Source organism: Chitinophaga sp. W2I13 (genome assembly GCF_050434005.1).
GTDB lineage: Bacteria > Bacteroidota > Bacteroidia > Chitinophagales > Chitinophagaceae > Chitinophaga.
In genome coordinates this window covers 565,511-589,782 of the sequence record NZ_JBNPWD010000001.1, presented here as the reverse complement: position 1 = coordinate 589,782, position 24,272 = coordinate 565,511, and the positions used below count along the sequence as shown (strand labels likewise).

The following is a 24,272-nucleotide window of genomic DNA, read 5'->3' as shown; positions in this document are numbered from 1 at the left end:
TTATTTTCCTAATATGTTTTCATAGAATGACTGATTGCACGGTCTGCTTTTCCAGGCGGGGCCTGTATGACTTAAAAAGAAAAAGTCCCGCTCCGGCTTGCCGGAAACGGGACTTTTTCTTAAGACCTAAAACCCAATTACTTTAAGGGGATCAGAGGTTTTCGGCCTCAGTGCCGGTAGCAATATTATAGTAATAGATATTTCCGCCTCTTTCAGGATAGAAACCTATCAGCTTGAGGTTCTTTTGCTTTTCCACTATCTGGCTGAGTTCATCCACGGAGGTGACCTGCGTATTACCAGCTTTGAGGATCACAAATCCCGGGGCCATAGTGGTCTGTTTTTTCAGGATACCGTTGCCGATATCGTTTACAATTACCCCACCATTCACACCCAAACGGGCGGCCTGGTCTTTATCAAGTTCGGAGAGGTCCGCACCCAAACGATCCAGCGCAGTTACCTTTACCAGGTCTGTATTGCCTTTCAGGTTCTTCATCACCACATTGTTCACGGTAACTTCTTTACCGTCACGCAGGTAGCTTAAACTGATTTTATCGCCTGGTTTATAGCGTGCCACCTGTTCGCTCAACTGCGAAGTGGTAGGAATTTTTACGCCATTCACAGCGGTGATCACGTCACCGGTACGGAGGCCTGCGGCCGCAGCAGAGCTGTTAGGCAATACATCTGTTACCTGTACGCCGTTTACATCCCTTTTAATACCGGCATCCTTTAACTGCTCATCGCTCATATTGGCAATGAGAGAGGAAGGCGCATATCTTACGCCAAGGTACGCCCGCTGTACATTACCATATTTCAGGATATCGTTCACCACTTTTTTGATGAGGTTTACCGGGATAGCGTAAGAGTAGCCGGCATAAGAGCCTGTTGGAGAGGCAATCGCAGAGTTGATACCTACCAGTTCGCCGGCGGTATTTACCAATGCGCCACCACTATTACCCTGGTTCACAGCAGCATCTGTTTGAATAAAGGATTCAATAGCGCTGTTCACTTTGCCACCGCTTCTGTTGATACCAATAGAGCGTGATTTGGCGCTTACAATACCCGCAGTCACCGTAGCATCCAGGTTCAGCGGATAACCTACGGCCAGTACCCATTGTCCTATTTCTACATTGTCGGAGTTGCCATACAGCAGATAAGGAAGGTCTTTCGCATCAATTTTAATAACGGCCAGGTCGGTGCTGGGGTCCGTGCCTATCATCTTTGCTTTGAATACTTTGTTTTCGTTGCTGAGGGAAACGCTGATTTCATCGGCATCTGCAACTACGTGGTTATTGGTTACAATGTAACCGTCTGCAGAGATCAGTACGCCGGAACCGGAAGCCATCTGGCCTGGAACGTAGTACCTGCGGCCATCTCCGCCACCGTTAAATTCATCTCCGAAAAAATCATCTCCAAAAAGGTCCTGCAGGATGCTGCGTCTTCTTTGCAGGTTATTACCGTTGGTTACCTGCCTGGGGTTGATCTTTGTTTTGATATGCACTACACCCGGCACTGCTGCCTTGGCCGCGGTGGTGAAGTCGGAAGGTGGGGTGGCATTCGCATTCCCTTCCGTACCCGGCATGTAGCGGGCATAGTTTACGGGAATTTCAGTACCATTCTGGAAAACAATCGGCTGCTTCGGCTGAATATATTTGCCATACACAAATATGGAGGCAGCTGCCGTTACAGCACTGATAAGAACAGTCGTAACAATTTGCTTGAATTTCATATTATAGTGTGTTTGCGTGATAGTTAATAATAACGCCGGGATATGATCAATTTACATGCCCTTACTACAAATTTAATTCGCCCTGTGAATCAAACGCAACAGGGGTGATTCACTTTAACACATTTTTATATCAATCGTTAAACACGGCTTAATACCGTACTGACAGGAATGACAGCCTGCCTGTCAAGATAACAAGTAATTGCGACAAATTGTTAGGGAGGCGGCGCCTTCGGCGCCTTTAAATTGTCTTGGAGCAGGATTACGCTGATTATGTTGATTACGCTGATTTTCCCACGTCTTGTTGTTTTTATATTTCGGGGAGATAAAATAAAAAAGAGATAAAATGGGTCTTATCACACTTTATCTTTTCTAATCTCCCCATTACCATTACAACAAAAAATGGAAAAATCTTCATAATAAAAGGTGGGAAAATCAGCGTAATCAACATAATCAGCGTAATCCTGCTCCAAGACAATTTCCGTGGCAAGCGCCGAAGGCGCGCGCCGCGCTACAACTCCAGCAGGAACTTCAGCGTATCTATCCCGTCTGCATAATCAGCAAGCGACGGCTGCTGGGCATAACCGAACGGCGTGAACTGTTGTCCTACCAGGCACTGCAGGGCATCTTCACCGGAAAGCTCCTGTTGCAGCTGCGCCATATCTACATAATAACTATAGTGTAAAACGCTGATGGGTGAAAACAGGCCGGTGTTTTCCTGCAGCAGGATACTGCCATTAGTCATATAAGGACTGCTATTCAGCAGCAGCAGGGCCAGGTTATAGTCGTAGTTGTTTTTGTATTTGTGATGGTCAGCCAGGTGGCTGTATTTCTCCAGTGCTTTGAGGAGGGGGGCAAAGTCGTAGTTCAGTGGCACATAAATTTTAGTAACATTCCGGCATCCAAGGCCGAAGTACAGCATCACATCATCAGCCAGGGCAAGCAGTTCCTCCGGGGTTTCCTTACCGGTAAGGATGGCGGCGGAGGTGCGGTTGTGGCGGATAATATGTGGGTATTTGGCAAAATAGTAGTGGAAGTACCGGGCTGAGTTGTTGCTGCCGGTGGCAATATAGGCGTCGCAGTTTTTCAGCATGTCCTGTATTTCCGTTTGACCGGCCTGGTCCGGATACCATTCACCGATCTTTTCCAGGATATGTTTCATCAGGATCTCATCTTTACCTGAAAGTTTCATTTTTACCCGGTGTCCGCTGATAAACCCGCAAAGCCAGTCGTGGAAGCCTACCAGCGGGATATTCCCGGCAGAAACGATTCCAACAGTTTTAGGGGTGCGTGCCTCCGCAGCTTTGGGATATCCCTGCAACCACTGCTGTAAAGGGGCAGGGGAGAGGAAATAACGGGAGATATTGTCCAGCGCATTGTCGATAAAGGAGGGGATAAACCAACCATTGGCAATATATGCACGCTCTTTTACTGCTTCCAATTCCGGGCTTTTATCCGCCAGATACTGCCCCAGGCGCACCAATGCGGCTTCTTTTTCTGCTATGTTCATGAAACTATATAAATAATGACCTAATTAAACCGGGAAAATTTTATTTTTGTCACACAAAATTAATGGCTTACTACTTAACCAAAAAGTTTACACTATGGCAATTAAGATAACAGACGAATGTATAAACTGTGGCGCCTGCGAACCGGAATGCCCCAATAATGCGATATACGAGGGTGGTGTTGAATGGGCGCTAGCCGACGGTACCACCGTAAAAGGCTCCTATACATTAATGGATGGTAGTGTACTGGATGCTGACCAGCGAAATGCGCCTATCAGTGTAGATACCTACTATATTGTGCCCAACAAATGTACAGAATGCCAGGGATTTCATGAAGAACCGCAATGTGCGGCGGTTTGCCCGGTAGATTGCTGCGTTCCTGACGAAATGTACCAGGAAACCGTCGATGAACTGATGGATAAGAAGGCAAAACTGCACATTTAAGATATTCTCCAGGAAGCTTGATAACCGTTCCCGCGCTGGCTGGAACGGTTTTTTTATGTAATTTGAACAGCCACCGCCCACAGGCGCTGCGGCTCTTGACAATTAACAAATAACCTTTAACTTTACCCGCTTATAGTAAAATCTCTTATGAAGAAGAATATAGCTTTGGTCGCCGGTGGATATTCCGGAGAATATGTGATATCCGTACAAAGTGCCGTAACTATTGAAAATAACCTGGATAGCAGTAAGTATAACGTATACAAGATTATTATCACCAAAGAGAGCTGGAGCCATACAGGCGCTGATGGCCAGGTGACTGAAGTAGATAAAAATGATTTTTCCTTAACCATCAACGGAAAGAAGGTCATTTTCGATTCCGTATTTATTGGTATTCATGGTACGCCTGGAGAAGATGGCCGCCTGCAGGGATATTTCGAAATGCTTGGTATTCCTTTTACCAGCTGTGGTATGGTCACCTCCGCACTCACATTCAACAAAAGCTATTGCAATAAGGTGGTGGATGCACTGAATATAGTAAATGTGTCTAAATCAGTACATATTTTCCGTCATCAGCCCTATAATACAGCAGAAATCCTGCAGCAATTGCGTTTACCCCGTGTTCGTGAAGCCGGCAGAAGGGGGCAGCAGCATTGGTATGTCGAAAGTGAAAACCGCTGAAGAGCTGCAGCCAGCTATCGATAAGGCCTTTAATGAAGACTCCCAGATCCTGATCGAAGAGTTTATCAAAGGCCGGGAACTTACCATGGGATTGTACCGTGCAAACGGCGCTATTACCGTGCTGCCTATCACAGAAGTAGTGAGCAGCAAGGAGTTCTTCGACTACGAAGCCAAATACACCCCGGGCGTTTCCAACGAAATTACCCCTGCACCCATAACGGACGATATTGCCCGCCAGGTACAGGAAACCGCTACTGTTATTTACAACAAACTGAATTGCAAAGGCATTGTGCGGGTGGACTTTATATATGAAGAAGGTACCGGGAAATTATATTTCCTGGAGATAAATACAATGCCCGGGCAGTCTGAAAATAGCCTGGTTCCCCAACAGGTAAGGGCTGCAGGAAAAACACTGACAGAATTTTATGGCCTGCTTTTGGAAGAAAGCCTGAAGTAAGGATTATCACACTTAATATAATTATCGTGTTCGACTTTATTACCAAACGCTCTTTTTTATTTAATCTGCTGGCGGTTATTGTAGTGTTTTTTGCCCTGGCCCTGTTGTTTTTCTCCATGCTGGGCTTCATCACCAAACACGGACAACAGCAAACCGTACCGGATGTGCATGGAAAAAATATAAAAGAAGCTATTGCGTTGCTGGAGAAAGCCGGCTTTGAAGCAGATGTAAGGGATTCTATTTATATTGATTCTATTCCTCCACTGGCAGTGTATGCGCAAACGCCCGACAAGGGAGCACAGGTAAAGGTGGGCAGAACTATTTACCTGACCGTAAATAAAACAGTGGCGCCTATGGTGAAAATGCCGGACCTCGAAGGACTTACCTTCCGCAGCGCCGAAATGATGCTGAAAAGCATGCGCCTCAACGTAGGAGATACCATTTATAAACCCGACTTTGCCACCAACACCGTATTACAACAACTGCTGAATGGCAGGAAGGTAAAGCCCGGCACCGAAGTAGCGGAAGGCAGCAATATCACCCTGATCCTGAGCAGCGGAACCGGCAGCGTGGAAAACCCGGTGCCCAACTTCGTGGGACTTACCTATGCAGAAGCCCGCGAAATGCTCAGCGCCAGCAATCTTAATTCAGGTACCGTGATCATTGATCCCAGCGTATCCGATACAGCAAACGCCTACGTGATCAAACAGGTGCCTACCCGCAAAAATGAGATCGGCGATTTTAATATGGTAAGGGCCGGTGAAAGCGTGGACTTCTGGTTATCAGCTACCAAACCGGTAACCGACAGTACCGCTGCTCCTAAACCAGTTGAAGAGGATAATTGAAAATGATGTAATTTGATTTTAAATACTTAATAACATGCAAAACATTACGGCAGAAGAACTGAAACAACGCATAGACAACGGTGAAGAACTTTATATATTAGATGTAAGAGAACCACATGAACGCGCAGAGTTCAACATTGGCGGTACGCATATTCCTTTGGGCTTTGTACAGCAGATGCAGGTGGACGAAATTGAGGACTGGAAAGACAAGGAAATCATCGTGTATTGCCGCAGCGGTAACCGCAGCGGACAGGCTTGTATGTTACTCGACTCTATGGGCTTTACCAATACCAAAAACCTGGTAGGTGGTATGCTGAAATGGACAGAGCTGTATAAATAACATTTAGTGCCTTCTGCGCCTGCTTTGCCCGGTTTGTACCGGAAAAATAAGCGCAGAAGGATTCCCTCCATCAGGCTTTCTGCTCTACAATAGCAGTCGCTTCTATCTCCACCAGGTAACGGGGATCAATCAGTTTACTTACTTCTACCATGGTGGTAGCTGGTTTGATGCTTTTAAAGAACTCCCCGTGTGCCCTTCCATACTCTTCCCACCTGGAGATATCTGTTACAAACATCCGGGTACGTACCACATCATGCAGCGTGGCGCCGGCATTGATTAAGGCGGACTCTATTTTTGCCAGGGCAAATTTCGTTTGCTCATAAGCGTTACCTTCCGCTACCACTTTGTCGTTATCCGATGCCACGGTGCCGGATACTTCAATTACATTGCCCACCCTTACTGCCCGGGAGTAACCTACTTTTCCTTCCCAGAGTGCCCCGGAGGAATAATTGGTGCGTTTCATAGCTGTTTTTTAGAAAGATGAGGAGATATGCAAATCTACAACATCTTCTTTAGTGTGTGCCCGCGGTGTTGGTCCTGGAGGTATCTGCCGGGGGCGGCGCGTTCCTGAATTTCACCACCTTTCCCAGCAAATCAAACCAGAAGGGCGCTCCCAGCGATATGGCCAGTGCGGTAATGCACCAGCCGGCAAAGATCAGCCAGCCGTTTTGCTGGAAAGGATGGGTGTAACCGCAGCGCAGGGTAATATGCCCGCCGGTACTGTCGGCTACGCAGGCGCGTTTGATGCCCAGCACGTTTGCTGCATCGCCGGCATCGCTGCGCAGCATGCCATACACGCCCAGCAGGGAAGTATCGCTGACGAGTATACGAACAGAAGTATCGGCCCGGAAAAAGGCACTGTCCTTATGCAGTACGTTTTTACGTATAAGCGTATCAGTGATGGCCGTATAACCCGGTGCCCGGCTGGATGCCAGCTGCACCAGCTGTGATCTTACATTTTTGTCTTTCATGAGGATCCGCGCAATAGCAATGGAATCCACGTTGAACAACGCCGCAATGGCCATTCCCATACATAGCAGCCAGGTTTGCGTTTGCTTCCGGTACCAGCCACTGGCGCGGGTCATGGTTTCATTGAACCATGTTTCCATGTTGACACGGAAGGCTGCCATATTGTGCCCGGCATCTTCAAATAATTGTAACAGGTGCTCCCTGGTACCCGGTACCAGCTGCAGGTAATTATGCGTCAGCGCCGCTTTGATTGCCAGGGCATCTGTTGCCTTGTGTTCCGGCACACTGCTGCGCAACAGGTGCACCATCGCCTGGGAAAAGATTTGCGGACTGATATAGGCCGGGCGCGAAGTGGCGCTGTTCTCACCCAGGTTCCGGATAGAGGACGTGCTGTAAAACTTTTTAAGGAAAGGACTTTTCCGGAAAGGCTCGAAAAAATAAACCACGCTCCACCCCAGTTCATAAAACCAGTTGAAGAAAGTAAACTTCCCAAACCAGCCCAAGTCTTTACTGTGATCATCGTCCTCCAGCATCCGGCGTAAGCCTTTCGTTAACAGCCGCGCCCTGGAATTGAAGATTCTGGCAACCAGCTCCTGCACCACCGAGGCCAGCAAACTGTATAGCAGGTAAATGAAAATAAGGCCGAGGGCCACATCTATGGCCAGGTTACTAAACATAAGGATAGGTATTAAGTTGACATATTTACATAAAAGTAAATATTTATACCAAAGATAAAAGGGCACTACGCAATGTATTTGCAAACTCTCCGTTATGTTTTTTAACAAATTGCTGTGTCAGCCGCAGCATGGAAACAATATATCTTTGCCAATATTTTAGTGTATATGAAATTGAAACATTTAGCCTTGTGTTTGGGAATGGCCGCTACCTTCAGCGCTTCCGCCCAAATTAAATACAGGGATACCGAGAAGAAGCCGACTTTAGTTCCTTACGACAGCAGCATTGCCTTTCAGCATCTTACACCGGATATTGCCCAGTTAACGCTGGTAGGACAGGAAATCACTTTCCTGAAACTGAATCCCAGGCGTTCGGTGAGAAATAAGGAAGATACCCTGCTGGATAATCTTAAAATGAAAGCCGTAGTGGAAGTGCCTTATAAAAGTGTACTCAAAGGCGGACATTTTTATACGCCCTACAAGGCGATAGAAAATAAGACATTCAGGATCGTTGACTACGACCGCAGAAACCTGGAAGGTATTTCCACACTTATTTTCACGCTGCGTGATGAGGAGCGGAAACTATTGCTTTTCCAGGTGCCGGAAGACAATCTTTCTAACACACCGGTTATTATTAACGGCAACTACGAATGGTTGAAGCGGCAGTATGTAGGAAGAAAATTACATCTCCGGAAAGAAAATAAAAAGACGGAAAATGTGCTGGACGATAACAAGGAAATTACGCTCACCAACGAAGACGTTTATTCCTGCACAGACATTGCCGTTATTTTTGCCGGTAAGCAGAAATATGGTCAGCCCTTCCTGATCGTTAAAAACAGCGAGAACCAGGAATTGGCTATCGGGGTGGGAAAAAGAAGTGAATACACCACCGGACCGCTGATTGAAGAATTTGCATTTTAGTCTTAACGGGAAAGCAGCCATACCAAATGCTTTCCCGTTATTTATTTTGTATCGCCGGATTCAAAAAAGCAACAGCTGCCACCAACCCAGGTATCTTTGCTGTTGAATCCTACGCCTATCATTTTACCCTTGCTGATCCGGGCCAGGTTATGCACCAGCATCGGCCGCGCAGCGCCATCCTGCCAGATATAGATCATGCGTATTTCGCAGATAGCCGGACCCGTAGGCGTTTCTATGGCAGGTACATATTTCACCTTATGTTGTAATATCCAGTTCTCAGGATCTTTGATCCGGTCAATATCTTCCGCAGTCACATCTATTAATACTCCCTGCCCTGCAAAAGAAAAAAGCGGCTTCAGTACATAATTTTCCAGGTCGGCAGGCACCACCGGTAATTCATGCAGGAACCAGCTTTTGGGAACATACTCGCTGTGAATAAAAGGCATGATATACTTACTGATGCGGTAAAACCAGTTGGGGTGCGTGATCCACTCCACATCCAGTTCCTGGAAAAGATTGACATGAGCGCCAATACTTTCGGCCTGGCGTTGCAGGTCGTCGAAAATAATCCGGTTATAAATACGGTGTACACGGGTTTTTATACCATCTTTCAGGTAAAATAATTGCTTGCCTTCCTGTATGAGGGCCGTTAAGCAAATGGTGGGGATATCCAGGTTTTTTCCTGTGCTGTAAAAATCAATGCGGGTCTTCTGTTCTTCCGGCTTCACTTCCAGCAGTATCACTTCTTCCGGCGCATAAGGCCCGATGATCATTTCACGCAACAGCTGGTAATAGGCTGCTTCATCCAGTCCGTTGAAAAAATTACTGAAGGTATCCGGTATGTTGAAATGCGTTTTAAAGCGGCGGGCCATCACTTCCTGGAAAGCCATCATGGTGGGGAATCCCTGCAATTCAATGAGCTGCGGCGCCAATGAACCATCTGCGGCTTTGCAAACGGCAAAATCAATGACAATAAAATGCGGATGCTCATTTTCATTGGGCACCTTTAGTGAAGGTGGAATAGCGTCGCGGGTAATGGTTTTAAAATCGGGGCGCAGCAGCACATCCACTATTTCTTCGCAGGCCTGAACCAGCTTATTACGTAGGGCTGCCGGCACAAATACAGGAGTTTCAGCCACCCGGAAAGCAGGCGCTACACCGGTATCTGCCGCAATACCTGCTAAAAAAGCCTGGTATTGCGCTGGTGTGAATTGTTGATTATATGCCTTTCTTACTGCAGGGATCATAAGTTTTTAATTAGAAGAACGAGTGCTCGTTATCATTATGCGCCGCTACCTGCACCAGCCGTTCAATGGCCGCCAGCCTGTCGGACAGCCGGCCATAAATAGCATAGTCGAGGAACGCGGTAATAAAGCGATCGTGTGTAAGCATAATCCTGTTGGGATCAGTGAGCTGACGGATCATGCTGTTGTATTTTTCCAGGCCGTGATGCTTCACTACCTGTTTTTTCTTTTCTTCCTGGAGGAGGTACATGTGCATACCGGCAGCATCGGCTTCCGGATGAAACTGGGTACCAATGAAGTGTTCATTGAACCGAATGGCCATGGTAGCACGTTCCAGCGGAACATGCGGCCGTTCTTTTTCCAGTGCAATCACATATCCGCCCATTGCCTGGAGATTTTCATAATCCAGTTCAATCACCTGCCAGTCGCGGCTATCCACAATGTAAAAAGGATCGGGGAGTGCGCTGAATACTTTTTCCTGCATGCCTGCAGCGGTTTTATGCACGGGGAATACGCCGAATGCAGACGATTTGCGTTTGCATACATTTCCCAGTTTATAATAGCGGCACATGAGCTGGTAAGAGTGGCAGATAAAAAAGACGGGCTTTTTTTCTTCGTGGGTACGGTTCCATTCCAGGAGGCTTTCTACCAGGGAGAAGTAAGCGGTTTCCCAGTCGCTGCCTTCACTGGCCACGGGGCTGCCGGGGCCGCCCGTGGAAATATATATATCATAGGAAGTATCAGGAACCTGTATTTGCTGCCTTACTTCAAACTCATCAAATTGCAGGTCCAGTGCATGCATGCTGGCGTATTTCGCCAATATTTCACGGATACAGCGCATCCCTTCGTTGGGAACACCCTCATACATGTCCAGCACAGCCACCTTCCAGCTATTTTTAATTGGATGCATGCCACAAAATTACGCGAAATTTATTTTATGGGAATGTACTAACAGCCCTGGAGGAATTGACCCTGGATAAAATCCGTTACTGCCACAAGGTCATTGGTATCCGCATATACCTGCAATTGCTTATCTGCACCGGTGCCGGTTTCCAGTAACCGGGTAGTAGCGCTGATAATATCGCGGCTGCCGAGGTCATCTACTACGTCGTCAATAAAGTCGAGCAGTTCCGAGATAAGCGCGCGGGTATTTATTTCCATCTCTTTACCAAAATCAATCAGGTAGCCATCGATCCCATAGCGGGAAGCTCTCCATTTATTTTCATTGATCAGGGAGCGGTTATAGATAATGAAATTGAGATTCTGCATCCGCAGCTTATAGATCTTTGCACATACCGCCTGGAAAAGCCCGGCTATCATGATGGTATCATCGAGGGTGAGCGGCACATCACAAACGCGGAATTCCACGGTGTTAAAGAAGGGATGTACCCTTAAATCCCACCATACCTTTTTGGCGTTATCAATACAATTGGTTTTCACCAGCAGCTTGATATAATTATCATATTCTTCTATGCTGGCGAAATAATCGGGAATACCGGTGCGGGGAAATTTATCAAAAACCTTTGTGCGGAATGATTTGAAGCCGGTGTTACGTCCTTCCCAGAAAGGGGAGTTGGTGCTCAACGCAAAAATATGCGGGAGGAAATACCGGACAGAGTTAGCGATATGAAGGGCCATCTCCCTGTTTTCCATTCCTACGTGCACATGCAAACCAAAGATGAGGTTGGAGCGGGCGGCGTCCTGCATTTCATTCACTATTTCAAAATAGCGGGGATGATCAGTGATGAGTTGTTTTTCCCATTTGCTGAAAGGGTGGGTACCGGAAGCGCCTATGCTGAATCCCAGGTCGCCGGCTATTTGCGCAATGGTGCGGCGCAGGTAAGCTACATCTTTCCGCGCTTCATGTATGTCCGCACAAATCTGTGTGCCCACTTCCACTACGGCCTGGTGAAACTCTGCTTTTACCTGGTCGTTGATCACTTTATGCGCCTGTTCTACTATTTTTTGTTCATGTGATCTCAGTTCCCGGGTAACGGGGTCCATTACCATATACTCTTCCTCGATCCCCAGCGTGAACGCCTTAAACATGTTGTTAGCTTTTAGCTTTTAGCTGCGGCGTATAGCCAGCAGCGGTAATTACAGCGATTCATTTTAGTGTAGTGCTTTCCGCAAATCGAAAGACTAAAAAACATGAACGCTGTCTGCAAATGTAGGGCAGTAAAACGGTTTCACTTTTCTTTTTGTTGTTTTTTAGCAGGGCTTTTTTTAGCGGCCACCTTTTTCTCCTTTTCAGGAGCGGTTTTCTTTGCTTTGGGAACTGTTGGTTTCTTTTTCTCAACCGTCGTTGCTGCCTTTGCTTTTGCCCGGCCGGGTTGCACAAATTTGCCCCAGGTAAGATTGTCTTTTCCTGGTTTCTGTGCAATGGCCCTTTCAATGGCGTACCTGGCGCTGGTTTCCACTACCCATTCAAAATGTTCGGCGCCAATGGAGTGAATATCGGCGTCCGGTGCCGGGTTGCAGAAATCAATGGCATAAGGGACATCACTGCGCACCGCTATTTCCACGGTATTGAAATCGTATCCCAGGTGCTGGTGCAGGGTAAGCACCTGCTCCGTGATCCGGGCCGCGAGTTCCGGGCCGGGTTCATAATCTGCCTGGTAACGCAGGTGCGGCGCATGTTTTGGATTGTATGGCATAATCCGTACTTCTTTACCGCCTATACAAAAGCAGCGGTAATACTGGCTGAAGTCGATCTCTTCCTGCAGCATCATCACCAACTGTCCGGTTTCGCTGTGTTTATGGAAGAAATCGTCCTTATCCTCTACGCGGTATACGTTTTTCCACCCGCCACCGGCATAGGGTTTCATGTACGCTGGGAAACTGACGTATTCAAAAATACTGTTCCAGTCGAACGGGTAGATCAGGTTACGGAACGACTTATCGGTAGTATCATCCGGCAGTTTATTAGAAGGCAGTAACACGGTGCGTGGCACATTTACGCCGATCTTTTCTGCCAGGGCGTTATTGAAAAACTTATCGTCGGCGCTCCACCAGAAAGGATTATTAATCACCGCAGTACCGGCAGCAGCGGCATTTTTCAGGAACGACCGGTAAAAGGGCACATCCTGCGAAATACGGTCTACAATAACTGCATAGCCCGGATCGGCGCCCTGCATTACTTTGTCGATGGTTACAAATTCGGCAAAGATGCCGGGAGGGTTAATACGGTTTACACGGTCTACAAATGCCTGGGGAAAAGTGTTTTCCTGCCCGAATAGAATCCCGATTTTTTTCATGATACTTACTTGATAAGTGAAACATAATGCGGCAGCATTTCCCGCCATACCGGCCAGTCGTGGGTGGTTTGCGGGCGGATATCCAGCCAGTGGGCTATTTTTTTGCCGGCTAATATGCCGGACAACAATTCGTTTTGCGGCCGGGTTACATCCCTGTCGGCCACGCCCAATACAATACCCATGCGCCAGAGGTCTTCATGCTGGTTTTCCGGCACATAATCGGCCGGATTATTATAGTATACGTTGTCGTCGTAATGTCCATCCATGCGGAATTTAATATCAAAGATCCCGCTGAGGCTGAATAAATAAGAAACCCGGTCCGGATGCCGGAAGGCAAAGTTGGCAGCGTGATAACCGCCGAAGCTGCAGCCGGCAACCACTATCCGCTGATGTCCTGTTTCCGTAACAATGCGGGGTAATATTTCTTCCATGAGTAGCTTGTCGTAACAGGTATGATTATACGCTCTTTGTTCCGGGGAAATATTTTTATTATACCAGCTGAGTGCATCAATACTATCGGGACAATACACTTTAATTCTTCCTTCTTCAATAAACCAGCGGAGTGCTTCAATCAGGCCGAAGTCCTTGCTTTCATAATAACGCCCCATAGAGGTAGGAAACAGGAGCAAAGGGTAGCCGCTGTCGCCATATACCAACATCTCAAATTCCTTTCCCAGGTTGGGAGAATGCCATTTTAAATAGTTTTCGGTCACGGGAAAGTGTTTAGATAAATTTAAAGAAGATTATTGGTTTATTGGTAAATTGTTCCGGTGCAAATACGTCAACATTATATCGATTCTGTGTACCTGGCGCGCAGTGTGCAGCTGGATACCTGCTTCACCGGTACATCTCCCCATATACTTTTACTGGTAAATGATGGTCAGGAACTTTCCCGGTTATTACCGGAGCTGCCAGCCACTGTGCTGGTGGCAGGCATTTATGCGGACGCCGACCGGAAAGCGGTTTACGGCACCGCCGGTGTGCCGGATTACCTGGGGCAGGGCCAGCTGTCCGGAAGCTATACCCGCTTTATCATAGAAGAATTGCTGCCATTCCTGCAACAGCAGTATCCGGATATGCGGATTGTAAAACGCGCCTTTGCAGGCTTCTCCCTGGGAGGCTTATCTGCATTGGATATTGTATGGCGCCACCCGGACATCTTCCAGCTGGCCGGCGTTTTTTCGGGTTCATTGTGGTGGCGTAGTAAAGCGCTGGGACCTGGCTACCAGGATGATACCGATCGAATTATGCACCAACTGATCCGTGCTGGCAGCTATCATCCGGGGCAACAGTTCTTCTTTGAGTGTGGTACTGCTGATGAAACGGCCGACAGGAATAACAACGGGGTGATTGATAGTATAGATGATACCCGGGACCTGATAAAGGAGTTATTACAGAAGGGCTACAAACCGGACAAGGATATTTTTTACCTGGAGATTCCAGGTGGCCGGCATGATATGGCCACCTGGAAAACTGCTATGGATCTCTTCTTACAATTACCTTTCTTTTATTAATAATTAACGGCAATGCCTACATTAAAAGAGGCGCCTTTCCCTTTGGAATAAAACCCGGGCTGCATAAACCACTGAGCGCGTGCGGGGAAATAGTCTTCGTTGAAAAGGTTATCAATACCCAGCGTAAGCAGGGTACGGGGAGCTACTTTATAGCTGGCATTGAAATTCACCAGGTTGTAGGCAGACACCTTTCCTTCGTTGCCATTGTAAACACCTTTGGCATTTTTCTCAAAGCGGTTGCGGCCATTTACGCCCATGTACTGCAGTCTTACTTCCAGCGTTGGCAGGGGGCGATAGGCGATGCTGCCGGTTACTTTTGGAGGAGCAATCCTTCTGCCGTTCAGGTATACATTATAGCTGCCGCCTGTTTTAGCGGTATCGGCTTTCCCTTCCAGGTAGCTGTAGCTGGCGCTGATATCGAGGTTATGCAGTACCTGGTACTGAAGCGATGCTTCAAAACCGTATATGCGTTCGGGTGTTCTGCTTACATTGAACAGGTCGGTGTTGGGATCAAAGATCATATCTGCACCCAGCTTGGAAGTGCTGATGAACCCGCTCAGTTCAAAGCGGAGCTTTTTATATTCACTTACAAAGCCCAGTTCATAGTTATTCACCAATACTGCTTCTGTATTGATCTTTTTAATATCGTTTACTTTAGCATCGCGCAGCGCCAAACCTATGTCAGACACGGAGAACCCCTGTGAGAAACTAAAGTAGGGCATGAATGCCGGCAGCCTGTTGTAACGGATGCCTGCGTTAAATAAAGTAGCTGTATAATCCAGGTCGCCGCCTTTTACCGCAATACTCGGCGCGCTCGTAGTGCCGTTGGCGTTAGTGAGCTGAAGGGTGGTGTAATCATCCACACTTACCCGGACCCTTTCCACGCGCACACCCGCTTTCAGGATCAGATTCTGCCAGAGCGACCATTGTGTTTCCGCAAAGGGGGCATAGTTCAGCATGTTCATCTCCGGAACCCATACCCTGCCATCTACCAGCGGCTGCGAGGTCACATTGTTCAACAGGTCAGCGCCATAGGAAAGTGTACCGTTAAAGGCGGATTTGTTCGACAACGGGGAGTTAAACATCAACCGCAATCCTTTTTTCTTGTCGATGGTATGCGATTGTCCGTCGCCGCCTTCAAAGCGGCCAAACGATACATAAAAGATATCATCCCTTGATTCATAATAGGCATCTGCCGTGAGGGAAGTCCCGCCAATCAGGCTATCAGCCTGGTACAGGAGGTGGAGGGTTTGATTTCCTCTCGGCCCGGTGGCTACGCCGGTGGGCGTACCCAATACACCGGAGGCAGGGATGCCTTTGGCGATGTCGCCGTTCACGAGGTTATAGTGGGAGTTCTGCTGGCTGCGGTAGTAGTTGTACATCAGCTGTATACGCTGACGGCTGTTTACCTGGTAGCCAACTTTCGCAAAGGCGTTGTAGCTGTCTGTTTCGCCCAGGCTGTAGTTGGGGCCTACCAGCTTGCCTTTGGCGTCTTTGAATTCGCCGGTTTGCTCTGCCACACCGCTCACGATGTAGTCGAACTTTTTATATTTCCCTTGCAATACCTGGTTTAAACGGCCCCCCACACTATTTTTGATGCTGGTGAGCGAACCGGTGGCATTGATCATTGTTTTACCGGACAGAATTTTATCTTCTTTAGGCGTAACGGTGATATAGTTGATCAGCCCGCCGGTAGCACCATTGCCGTAAATGGGCAGTAGCGCCTTTCAGTACATCCACCCTTTCCAGGACGGATGGGTCAATAGAGCGCATATCTACTTCCCCGTTACGGAGCGGGGTGGATTGCGGAACGCCATCGATCATAATGAGTACGGCGCGGCCGCGGAGGGATTGACCAACGTTGCTGTTGGTTTGTGTGCCGGGCGCCAGGCCGGGTACTTCCCGGGCGAGGATATCCGTTACATCTGTATTAACAGTCATGTCGTTTTCCAGTGTTTTCCGGGTGATCACCGTCACCGAGGAAGGAACATTATCCAGTGTTACCGGCTTGCGGCTGGCAGAAACTACAATTTCGCCCAGTGCTCTTGGTTCACCGAGGGTATCTTTTTTATGGTTGGTGGTATTTTGCTGTTGTGCCATCAAAGGTGCGGTAAATCCGCAGCCGGAGAGTAACAGAAGGCATAATTTTTTGTGTAGCATGTGGTGTATGGCAGTAGTGTTGCCGTTTAAAATGTACAGATTTGGGTATTGGCCCGAATTTATTACGGGGGCGAAATTAGGTAAAAGGCGGGCGATTGATTTACGCAATCGGGAAAATTTTGAGGATGGTTTTAAGCTTCCTGGAGAAAGAATAATCACCTGGAAGACAAAAGGCTAAATAAGAGAGGGCTGACCATCCGGCCAGCCCTCTCTTTATAAATTAATCCCTGCTTTCTTAGAAGCTGTAACGAAGACCAAGTTGTCCTCTCCAGCGTGCAGTGAAGTTGTTGATATAGTAAGGTTTTTCATCGCCAAAACCATTGATTTCTCTTCTTCTGTCATACTGGAAAACTGCTGCACCTGAGGTAGCATCATATTTTCTGAAGGTGAGTGGAGTAGAAGCGTTGTTGGCGATAAAGTAAGTTCTGCCCCAATCCTGGTTCAGCAGGTTGCCTACGTTCAGGATGTCGAAAGTGATTTCCACTTTATGACCTTTGTAAATAGGCAGTACCTGTGCCACTTTAAAGTCGAAGATATTTTCGAACGGCGTGCGGCTTGCATTTTTCTTTGCATTTTCACCACGGTGTTTGCTCAGGTAGCTGTCGTTGCTGATCAGGCGTTCCAGGTCGGCTCTTTGTTCATCGGGTGTGCGGGTATAGGTCACATTACCTTTAGAATCTTTCTGAGAGATCAGGTCGAAGCTCATTGTAGCAACTTCTGTAGCCTTTGGAATGTAGATCAGGTCGTTGTTACCGCTGGAGTTCAGGTCATCACCAGTAGGATCAACCGTGTTGAAATAAACCCATGAGTAAGGAATACCGGATTGACCGTTATAGAACAGGGTTACGGTAGTACGGAACTTATCTTCTTTACCATATTTAAAGGTTTTGGAAGCTACTGCCAGTACGCGGCTGCCCATGCTGTAGTTAGAGCGGGCCATTTCCAGGTTATTCAAACCGTTGATGTTTGGTCCGAAACGCCAGTTGGAGCCGGCAGTAGAAGAGGTACCATCATTTACTGAGTAGGAGTCTCCGTAAGAATAACCCACTTTCAGGAACAGACCATTGCTTGTTTGTTTGGTCAGTTCACCGGAGATGTTATAGGTATAACCTTCGCTGGTATTTTTCAGCAGGAGGATCTGGTTACCCCAGTTAGTGGTTTTCTTTTTCCAGGTAGGTCTTTTAACACCACCACCTAAAGAAACGCTGTCGCCGGTAGGAACAACGTTCAGGTTTTCCCAGATGGCATTGTTAAGCGTTTTGGTAAAATTACCTTCTATAGTAGCACTCATTCCCCATGGCAGTCTTCTTTCTACAGCCAGGTTGGTTTTAAACATCTGCGGGAATTTGAAATCCTTGTCAGACAGGTTAATGTTGGAAGGGCTGCTTCCTACGTTAGCACCCATCGCCGACAGGTTGGCGGCAGAATACTGTCCGTAGAAAGGACTGTTACCGTCGTAGTTGAAGCGGAAACTATTTGGTAAACCGGAACCGCTCAAACTTACGTTGGTATATACGTTACCGGTATTGCCGTACTGGTTGGAAATCCATACAAACGGAACACGTCCTGTAAAAATACCCACACCACCACGGATGGTAGTCAGTCCATCGTTAGTTACATCCCAGTTAAAACCAATACGCGGAGCAATCAATGGTCTTGATTTTGGAATGGTGGTAGTGGAATAGCCTGCAAAGTTCGGGTCTTTAGAAAATGCTACGTTATCCGGAGGGGTGGTTGGGAAGATAGGAATGTCTATTCTCACGCCATAAGTCAGGGTGAAGTTTTTCCTGATGTTCCACTCATCCTGTGCATAAATACCGATCTGTGCTGCTTTAAAGCCAATACCATCCCGGAGGGTAGAATCAGCGGTGTTGTAGTTGATCTGGTATTGTCTTGGTTTCAGGTTATTGATAAATCCGCTGATGGAATCATAAGTGTAAGAACCGAAAGCACCCTGGATAAAGGTATTTTTGATCTTATAGATTTCAGCATTCGCACCTATTGTAATGGTATGTTTACCTTTATACATGGTCAGGTTGTCTGTGATCGTCCAGATACTCTGATCCAATGCATTGGCAGTAGAAGAAAACTCACTGCCCAGGTTGATAGTACGCCCGTTATCATTAATGGTAACAGTTGGGAAAGGTTGACCGAGGGAAGTTCTTCTGTCTTTTACATTATTATAACCGATCCTCAGTTCATTACTCAGCCTGTTAGAGAAGTTGGAATTCAGCTCAATCACACTGGAATTACTTTTAGAAGGGAATTTATAATAGTTATTTGCAAAAGCAGCAGAGCTATTGGTCCGGCTGTAGATCAAATCACTTGCATTCAGGTAATTATGACGTACAGTCAGTTTATGAACGGAGTTGATGTTCCAGTCGATACGTCCAAAGAGGGTGGTAGCTGGTTTATCACGTTCCTGGTCTGTATAGCTTCCCAGGTCTACTTTATATTTATTGGAAACAAAGTCGTAGATGCTTTTCAGTTCATCTGTGGTTACGTTGGAAGCTCCGGTGGCAGGGTTATAATCTATCGGGTTATTCCTGACAGATCTCTCCGCGTTTACAAAGAAGAACAATTTGTTTTTGATAATCGGTCCGCCGAGTGATGCGCCGAATATTTTATTGGTGAAACTGCCGTAGTCTGCACGGGTAGAATCCGGGGCTTTACCTACGAGGGATTGACCCTGGTAGAAGAAGTAAGCGGCACCATGAAAATCGTTTGTTCCGCTTTTGGTAATAGCATTGATACCACCACCTGTGAAACCGCTTTGTTTAACGTCGTAAGGATTCAGTACAATTTGTAGCTGATCAATAGTTTCTATGGAGATAGGGTTGGCTCCTGCCTGGCCACCATTGGTACCGGAAGCGGATAAGCCGAATACGTCGTTGGTTACAGCGCCGTCAACCGCGAATTGGTTGTACTTGTTGCTCTGCCCGCCAAAAGAGATACCCATAGGTGACCCATCTTTACCATTGGTAGATACAGATGCCTGTGGGCTCAGTCTTACGAAATCCTGTACGCTTCTGTTAACCGTAGGCAGGTTATCGAGTTGGGTACGGGAAACGTTCAGTGCGGTACCGCCATTACCTTTAGCAATCGCCCTGCTGGCTGTAATGCTTACTTCTTTCAGGCTGGTAGAGCCTTCAGAAAGCGTAACATTTAACTTCAGCGGTTCTCCGAGTTTAAGGAAAATGTCGTTGTAAGTTTCAGTGCCATAGCTGATAAATGAAACTTCCACCTTGTAAGGTCCGCCAACACGAACGTTAGGGATGGTAAATTCACCACTGCCGCGGGTAGTGGTGCCATAAATTGTTCCAGTAGGTGTGTGGGTGGCTTTTACAGTGGCCCCAATCAGGCCCTGGCCTTTTGAATCGGTTACAACACCGGTGATGCTGCTGGTAGTTACCTGCGCATAGGTTACAAACACGGTGAGCAACAATGAAAATGTAAAGAGTAGTTTTTTAAACCCCATAAAGCAAAGAAGTTGTTGTTTCAGACGCAAAGTTGAACAATTTTCCCGTGAAAATTTTAACGCGGAATTAACAAATTGTTAAGTACACTGTGGATATCTCAAGCGGCACAATAAAATTTGAATGACATCTAGCTATAGCCCTCTTAATAAATAGTTTTTCCAAGAATTTCCCTGAAAATTACGATTTCTCAAATATGAGATAATAATAATGAGAGAAATCTGCCACCACAGTGAACCTTATAAGGTTTCAGGTGTATAATTCCGTTATCAAATTGACAATCATTATTATATGTTAAAATTCAGCTGTATAATTAACATCTTCCCAATACTTTTCGGGTAGAATCACACTTACTTCCCCCGGCAACTTTTCATAAGTATATGTCGTAACTTTGCGCAATTCAACATTACTGACCCGGAGGGAATAATATATGTTAGATACAATAGAAGCAGCAATAGAAGATATAAAAAACGGTAAGCTGGTGATCGTGGTAGATGACGAGGACCGTGAAAATGAAGGTGATTTTATCACGGCAGCACGCAATGTAACTCCTGAAATCATCAACTTTATGAGCACCCACGGCCGTGGGCTCATCTGCGCACCGCTGGTGGAAGAGCGTTGCGAGGAACTGGGACTGGACCTCATGGTCCGCGATAATACCGCCCTGCACCAAACCCCTTTCACCGTTTCGGTAGACTTGCTCGGGCACGGTTGCACTACCGGCATCTCCGCACACGACAGGGCCAAAACAGTGCAGGCGCTGATTGACCCCACTACCAAACCTGAACATTTGGGTAAACCAGGCCATATATTTCCACTAAAAGCCAAAAGCGGCGGCGTTTTACGCCGTTCCGGCCACACGGAGGCCACCATCGACCTGGCCCGACTCGCAGGATTTGAGCCTGCCGGCGTACTGGTGGAAATTATGAATGAAGACGGCTCCATGGCCCGCCTGCCGGAACTCCGCGAAATAGCCACCAAATTCAACCTTAAACTCATTTCCATAAAAGACCTGATCGCCTACCTCCTCAGCACAGAAACGCTGATCGAAGAAGGCGTGAAAGTACAGATGCCCACCAAATACGGCAACTTTGAACTCATCGCCTTTAAACAAATCAACTCCGGTGAAATTCACATGGCACTGAAAAAAGGCGACTGGAAAAAAGATGAACCGGTACTGGTAAGGGTCCACTCATCCTGCGTGACAGGGGATATCCTCCATTCACTGCGTTGCGACTGTGGCGAACAACTGCACGCCGCTATGCAAATGGTGGAGAAAGAAGGGAAAGGCCTTATATTATATATGAACCAGGAAGGAAGAGGTATCGGGCTCATGAACAAACTGAAAGCCTATAAGCTGCAGGAGGAAGGCATGGACACCGTGGAAGCTAACCTGGAACTGGGCTTTAAAATGGATGAACGCGACTATGGCGTAGGCGCACAGATCCTCCGCCATCTCGGTATCTGCAAACTCCGTCTTATTACCAACAACCCGCGTAAACGCGCCGGTTTAAGTGGTTATGGCCTGGAAGTTGTTGAAAATGTACCCATAGAAATTCATCCAAACCCACACAACGAGAATTATCTTAAAACCAAACGCGATAAATTAGGGCATGATATCCTCAGGGGATAAGTGACGGTCACCATTGAGAACGCGTATAGTAAGGAATGAATCCATTCCTGCAAAGTAAACCACACAGGGGAGTAATACTGTTTAACAGCAGGTTGCTCCCTTTGTTGTTTTATTCAATGTTGGTAGTATCTGCTTTAACCCGGGAAGAATCTTCCTGTTCCTGTTTCAGCATCGCCGCGCGGCGGAGGGAATCCAGCAACGGCGTGCGCCTGCGCCGCCTGTCGTTAAACAACTCGCTGAAGCGGTTGTATTCCCTGATATAGGAAATACCCACCCCGGATTTCGTACGGTTGTTGAGGTTATATACATCATAATCCGTTTTGCTGAAGGCGTTGATACGGAAACGGCCATCCGGCGTAAGCAGGTACTCAATGCGGAAGTCGCCGGCAAAACGGTTGGTATTGGCGGAAGTAGCCGTTTTACCCCAATCGTAATCCCCACCGGCATATAAACGGAAACGGTTATTAAACAAATTGCTCGTAATACCTGCGCTCACCTGGTTACGGTCTACGGACGAGTTGTCCTGTGGCCCGCCCACATTGTACGCGCGGTAATTCACATTCACCCCGATGCCACTTCCTTTCAGCAGCACACCGGTAATATTGTTGAGAATGGCCTGCGCCTGGGCCGATAACGCCTGCCCCACGCTGTTTTTCCCGGTAATGCCCACGTTGGCAGCGGCGGTAGTAGTAGCGTCATCCGGCAGGAACTGGTTGGAAAACAGCAACCCCCACACCTGGAACAATGCCTTGTTCTGGTCATTGTTAATCTCTTTCAGGTGCGCGGCTACACCACTTTCATAAGCCAGGCTGCCGACTTCCGGCAATTCAATGGAGTACGTAATATCCGGCTTCAGCAGGGCGCCACGCAGATTGATCCGCACATCCACTTTTTCGGTGCGCGTGGCCAGCTTATCTGTGCTCACATTGGTACCCTGACCTACCAGGTTATACAAGCTTACCTTTGGCAGGGAATATTTTGCCATAATGTTTACCCTGGCTTCCGACGGATCGCCGTTCCAGGTAATGGTACTGTTCTTTTCTATGTCGAACTTCCAGCTGGTGAGCCGCTGGAAATTGAAGTTGTAGGAACCGTTATTGATTTCGTAGTTGCCAAACATGGTGAAGTCGCCTTCTGTATTCACCGTGATCTGCAGGTTACCGGTACCGTTGGCGGAAATAATATCGCCGGTGGTGGCGTCCAGGATAACATCGATCTGCGCATCAGGGTTGGCGGCAATGTCCAGCTTGACGGTCAGTTTCGTATTGTCTTTTTTCTTCTTCTTTTCAACAATCTCGGTGCCATAGCTTTTGAACGTGATGTAGTCGTATTTCCCGATATCCTTGCTGTCGGACATAGGGAGATAGAAGTGGGTGCCTTTAATCGGGCGGGCCAGGATGTGCATCTGCATATCATTCAGCGGACCGGAGAAATATACCTTTCCGTCGGCCAGCACATCTCCGTAAAACAGGTCGTTATCGGAAGCGCTGGTATTCAGGAACAGGAATCCGCGGCCGGTGACATCAAAGTCGAAATTGAGCTTGTCGAAATGGTCATGACTGATATACCCGCTGGCAGTGCCTTTGGTATTGTATTTATCTACCAGCGTAAAGTTGCCGAATTCAATCAGGTTGTCATCTATGTTCACATTCAGCTTCGGAATGCGGTAGTGAGTGCCCAGGTAATCTACGGTAACACCCACGGTATCGAGGGTGAGCGCGCCTTTTACAGATGGCACGCGCGTGGTGCCGCTTACATTTAAAGTACCGGTTACCGCACCGGTGAGATTGGATACATAGCCCGCGAGGTATTTATTCAACAGGCTGATAGAAGTACCGTTGAGCTTCACGCTGGCATCAATCCCATTGTTGGACGCCGTTAATCCTACTTTACCACGGGCCAGGAAAGCTTTTCCTTCGTTATCCGATTGTATGTTAAAGGTGGCGTCACCGGTAAGGTGATGATAGGTGCCATCTATGTTTAAAATACCGATGGAGTCATTGTCGATGCGCAGTTCCCTTGTTCTCAGCGCTGTATTGATATCCAGGTTCTGCGTGGGATCTGCAATATTAATAGTGCCGTCCGTAATTCCCTCCACCCTGGTGGAAATCAGCTGGGCAGGAATTACATCAGCCAGGTTCAGATTTTTGAGGGTAACGATGAATTTGGATTCATCAGGATTAAACTCATTGGTTTCTACGGTAATGCTTTGGTCGTTGCGGGTTACCCGCAGGTTTTTTACCGTCAGGAAATGTTTGCTCCAGTATATTTCATTGCCGGGGGTAACATTCCATTGCCGTTCATTTACGGTGAAGGCGCTGTTGAGGAAATTGATCTTCAACCCGTCCGATACGGTAATGATCCGGGCGTAGAAGCCATCCAGGGAGGAAGTGTCTTCCGCAGCCAGGTCCACTTTTACAAAAGAGGTG

21 protein-coding genes are annotated in these 24,272 nt (G+C 47.4%); 8 read left to right on the top strand and 13 right to left on the bottom strand.

Going from position 1 to position 24,272, the window contains the following annotated elements:
• Nucleotides 1–151 precede the first annotated feature (151 nt).
• Complete coding sequence (locus tag QFZ48_RS02400) at nucleotides 152–1,726, bottom strand: trypsin-like peptidase domain-containing protein (protein WP_429046052.1); 1,575 nt, start codon at nucleotides 1,724–1,726, stop codon at nucleotides 152–154.
• A gap of 508 nt (nucleotides 1,727–2,234) precedes the next feature.
• Nucleotides 2,235–3,233 (bottom strand): acyl-CoA reductase, encoded by a 999-nt coding sequence (locus QFZ48_RS02395; RefSeq protein WP_429046054.1) that lies wholly within the window; start codon nucleotides 3,231–3,233, stop codon nucleotides 2,235–2,237.
• Nucleotides 3,234–3,327: 94 nt separating this feature from the next.
• Here QFZ48_RS02395 and QFZ48_RS02390 point away from each other — a divergent pair, with 94 nt between their 5' ends.
• The 5 genes from QFZ48_RS02390 to QFZ48_RS02370 all read left to right on the top strand — a co-directional run bounded on the left by QFZ48_RS02390 (nucleotide 3,328) and on the right by QFZ48_RS02370 (nucleotide 5,995).
• On the top strand, nucleotides 3,328–3,675 hold the full coding sequence (locus QFZ48_RS02390) for a 4Fe-4S dicluster domain-containing protein (RefSeq protein ID WP_370912704.1): 348 nt from the start codon (nucleotides 3,328–3,330) through the stop codon (nucleotides 3,673–3,675).
• A 147-nt stretch (nucleotides 3,676–3,822) separates the two neighbouring features.
• Nucleotides 3,823–4,353, top strand: a complete 531-nt coding sequence (locus tag QFZ48_RS02385; RefSeq protein ID WP_429060983.1) for a hypothetical protein — start codon at nucleotides 3,823–3,825, stop codon at nucleotides 4,351–4,353.
• A complete protein-coding gene (locus QFZ48_RS02380; RefSeq protein WP_429060981.1) occupies nucleotides 4,292–4,810 on the top strand; it encodes a D-alanine--D-alanine ligase family protein in 519 nt (172 codons plus the stop codon). The genes QFZ48_RS02385 and QFZ48_RS02380 overlap by 62 nt, the downstream gene beginning before the upstream one ends.
• A gap of 26 nt (nucleotides 4,811–4,836) precedes the next feature.
• The gene (locus QFZ48_RS02375) at nucleotides 4,837–5,655 is read left to right on the top strand and encodes a PASTA domain-containing protein (protein WP_429046058.1); all 819 of its coding nucleotides are present in this window, start codon (nucleotides 4,837–4,839) and stop codon (nucleotides 5,653–5,655) included.
• A gap of 34 nt (nucleotides 5,656–5,689) precedes the next feature.
• A complete protein-coding gene (locus tag QFZ48_RS02370) occupies nucleotides 5,690–5,995 on the top strand; it encodes a rhodanese-like domain-containing protein (RefSeq protein WP_079468586.1) in 306 nt (101 codons plus the stop codon).
• Nucleotides 5,996–6,065: 70 nt separating this feature from the next.
• On the opposite strand, the gene QFZ48_RS02365 is transcribed toward QFZ48_RS02370, so the two are convergent.
• Nucleotides 6,066–6,458 (bottom strand): RidA family protein, encoded by a 393-nt coding sequence (locus QFZ48_RS02365; protein ID WP_370912701.1) that lies wholly within the window; start codon nucleotides 6,456–6,458, stop codon nucleotides 6,066–6,068.
• 49 nt (nucleotides 6,459–6,507) lie between these two features.
• On the bottom strand, nucleotides 6,508–7,641 hold the full coding sequence (locus QFZ48_RS02360) for a hypothetical protein (protein ID WP_429046061.1): 1,134 nt from the start codon (nucleotides 7,639–7,641) through the stop codon (nucleotides 6,508–6,510).
• A gap of 165 nt (nucleotides 7,642–7,806) precedes the next feature.
• Between QFZ48_RS02360 and QFZ48_RS02355 the strand changes: the two genes are divergently transcribed.
• Entirely contained in the window at nucleotides 7,807–8,559 is a 753-nt protein-coding gene (locus tag QFZ48_RS02355; RefSeq protein WP_429060979.1) for a hypothetical protein, read from the top strand.
• Between the two features lie 41 nt (nucleotides 8,560–8,600).
• Here QFZ48_RS02355 and QFZ48_RS02350 read toward each other — a convergent pair whose 3' ends face one another.
• From QFZ48_RS02350 to QFZ48_RS02330, 5 genes are all read right to left on the bottom strand, one after another.
• Nucleotides 8,601–9,806 carry a hypothetical protein gene (locus QFZ48_RS02350; protein WP_429046064.1) on the bottom strand — a complete coding sequence of 402 codons (1,206 nt, stop codon included), beginning with the start codon at nucleotides 9,804–9,806 and terminating at the stop codon, nucleotides 8,601–8,603.
• A gap of 10 nt (nucleotides 9,807–9,816) precedes the next feature.
• Entirely contained in the window at nucleotides 9,817–10,713 is an 897-nt protein-coding gene (locus tag QFZ48_RS02345) for a type 1 glutamine amidotransferase (protein ID WP_429046066.1), read from the bottom strand.
• 38 nt (nucleotides 10,714–10,751) lie between these two features.
• Nucleotides 10,752–11,852 carry a carboxylate-amine ligase gene (locus QFZ48_RS02340; protein WP_429046068.1) on the bottom strand — a complete coding sequence of 367 codons (1,101 nt, stop codon included), beginning with the start codon at nucleotides 11,850–11,852 and terminating at the stop codon, nucleotides 10,752–10,754.
• Between the two features lie 140 nt (nucleotides 11,853–11,992).
• On the bottom strand, nucleotides 11,993–13,060 hold the full coding sequence (locus QFZ48_RS02335) for an ATP-grasp domain-containing protein (RefSeq protein ID WP_429046070.1): 1,068 nt from the start codon (nucleotides 13,058–13,060) through the stop codon (nucleotides 11,993–11,995).
• Between the two features lie 5 nt (nucleotides 13,061–13,065).
• Nucleotides 13,066–13,773, bottom strand: a complete 708-nt coding sequence (locus QFZ48_RS02330) for an esterase family protein (RefSeq protein WP_370912694.1) — start codon at nucleotides 13,771–13,773, stop codon at nucleotides 13,066–13,068.
• 57 nt (nucleotides 13,774–13,830) lie between these two features.
• Here QFZ48_RS02330 and QFZ48_RS02325 point away from each other — a divergent pair, with 57 nt between their 5' ends.
• Nucleotides 13,831–14,574: an alpha/beta hydrolase gene (locus QFZ48_RS02325; RefSeq protein WP_429060977.1), complete on the top strand. Its 744-nt coding sequence runs from the start codon at nucleotides 13,831–13,833 to the stop codon at nucleotides 14,572–14,574.
• On the opposite strand, the gene QFZ48_RS02320 is transcribed toward QFZ48_RS02325, so the two are convergent.
• The 3 genes from QFZ48_RS02320 to QFZ48_RS02310 form a co-directional block, all read right to left on the bottom strand.
• Nucleotides 14,571–16,202, bottom strand: a complete 1,632-nt coding sequence (locus QFZ48_RS02320; RefSeq protein ID WP_429060975.1) for a TonB-dependent receptor — start codon at nucleotides 16,200–16,202, stop codon at nucleotides 14,571–14,573. The genes QFZ48_RS02325 and QFZ48_RS02320 overlap by 4 nt on opposite strands.
• A gap of 28 nt (nucleotides 16,203–16,230) precedes the next feature.
• Nucleotides 16,231–16,674, bottom strand: a complete 444-nt coding sequence (locus tag QFZ48_RS02315; protein ID WP_429060973.1) for a TonB-dependent receptor plug domain-containing protein — start codon at nucleotides 16,672–16,674, stop codon at nucleotides 16,231–16,233.
• A gap of 295 nt (nucleotides 16,675–16,969) precedes the next feature.
• Entirely contained in the window at nucleotides 16,970–20,212 is a 3,243-nt protein-coding gene (locus QFZ48_RS02310; protein WP_429046075.1) for a TonB-dependent receptor, read from the bottom strand.
• Nucleotides 20,213–20,640: 428 nt separating this feature from the next.
• On the opposite strand from QFZ48_RS02310, the gene QFZ48_RS02305 reads away from it, so the two are divergent.
• Nucleotides 20,641–21,843, top strand: a complete 1,203-nt coding sequence (locus QFZ48_RS02305; protein ID WP_370912690.1) for a bifunctional 3,4-dihydroxy-2-butanone-4-phosphate synthase/GTP cyclohydrolase II — start codon at nucleotides 20,641–20,643, stop codon at nucleotides 21,841–21,843.
• Nucleotides 21,844–21,952: 109 nt separating this feature from the next.
• On the opposite strand, the gene QFZ48_RS02300 is transcribed toward QFZ48_RS02305, so the two are convergent.
• Nucleotides 21,953–24,256 carry a translocation/assembly module TamB domain-containing protein gene (locus QFZ48_RS02300; protein WP_429060971.1) on the bottom strand — a complete coding sequence of 768 codons (2,304 nt, stop codon included), beginning with the start codon at nucleotides 24,254–24,256 and terminating at the stop codon, nucleotides 21,953–21,955.
• Between the last annotated feature and the right edge of the window lie 16 nt (nucleotides 24,257–24,272).

What these genes read in the sequence shown, in the direction of transcription:
- QFZ48_RS02390 (WP_370912704.1), top strand. Translation starts at nt 3,328, where the DNA reads ATGGCAATTAAGATAACAGACGAATGTATAAACTGTGGCGCCTGCGAA.
- QFZ48_RS02400 (WP_429046052.1), bottom strand. Translation starts at nt 1,726, where the DNA reads ATGAAATTCAAGCAAATTGTTACGACTGTTCTTATCAGTGCTGTAACG.
- QFZ48_RS02305 (WP_370912690.1), top strand. Translation starts at nt 20,641, where the DNA reads ATGTTAGATACAATAGAAGCAGCAATAGAAGATATAAAAAACGGTAAG.
- QFZ48_RS02345 (WP_429046066.1), bottom strand. Translation starts at nt 10,713, where the DNA reads ATGCATCCAATTAAAAATAGCTGGAAGGTGGCTGTGCTGGACATGTAT.
- QFZ48_RS02335 (WP_429046070.1), bottom strand. Translation starts at nt 13,060, where the DNA reads ATGAAAAAAATCGGGATTCTATTCGGGCAGGAAAACACTTTTCCCCAG.
- QFZ48_RS02320 (WP_429060975.1), bottom strand. Translation starts at nt 16,202, where the DNA reads ATGATCAATGCCACCGGTTCGCTCACCAGCATCAAAAATAGTGTGGGG.
- QFZ48_RS02385 (WP_429060983.1), top strand. Translation starts at nt 3,823, where the DNA reads ATGAAGAAGAATATAGCTTTGGTCGCCGGTGGATATTCCGGAGAATAT.
- QFZ48_RS02370 (WP_079468586.1), top strand. Translation starts at nt 5,690, where the DNA reads ATGCAAAACATTACGGCAGAAGAACTGAAACAACGCATAGACAACGGT.
- QFZ48_RS02340 (WP_429046068.1), bottom strand. Translation starts at nt 11,852, where the DNA reads ATGTTTAAGGCGTTCACGCTGGGGATCGAGGAAGAGTATATGGTAATG.
- QFZ48_RS02350 (WP_429046064.1), bottom strand. Translation starts at nt 9,806, where the DNA reads ATGATCCCTGCAGTAAGAAAGGCATATAATCAACAATTCACACCAGCG.
- QFZ48_RS02315 (WP_429060973.1), bottom strand. Translation starts at nt 16,674, where the DNA reads ATGGCACAACAGCAAAATACCACCAACCATAAAAAAGATACCCTCGGT.
- QFZ48_RS02365 (WP_370912701.1), bottom strand. Translation starts at nt 6,458, where the DNA reads ATGAAACGCACCAATTATTCCTCCGGGGCACTCTGGGAAGGAAAAGTA.
- QFZ48_RS02360 (WP_429046061.1), bottom strand. Translation starts at nt 7,641, where the DNA reads ATGTTTAGTAACCTGGCCATAGATGTGGCCCTCGGCCTTATTTTCATT.
- QFZ48_RS02310 (WP_429046075.1), bottom strand. Translation starts at nt 20,212, where the DNA reads ATGGGGTTTAAAAAACTACTCTTTACATTTTCATTGTTGCTCACCGTG.
- QFZ48_RS02395 (WP_429046054.1), bottom strand. Translation starts at nt 3,233, where the DNA reads ATGAACATAGCAGAAAAAGAAGCCGCATTGGTGCGCCTGGGGCAGTAT.
- QFZ48_RS02355 (WP_429060979.1), top strand. Translation starts at nt 7,807, where the DNA reads ATGAAATTGAAACATTTAGCCTTGTGTTTGGGAATGGCCGCTACCTTC.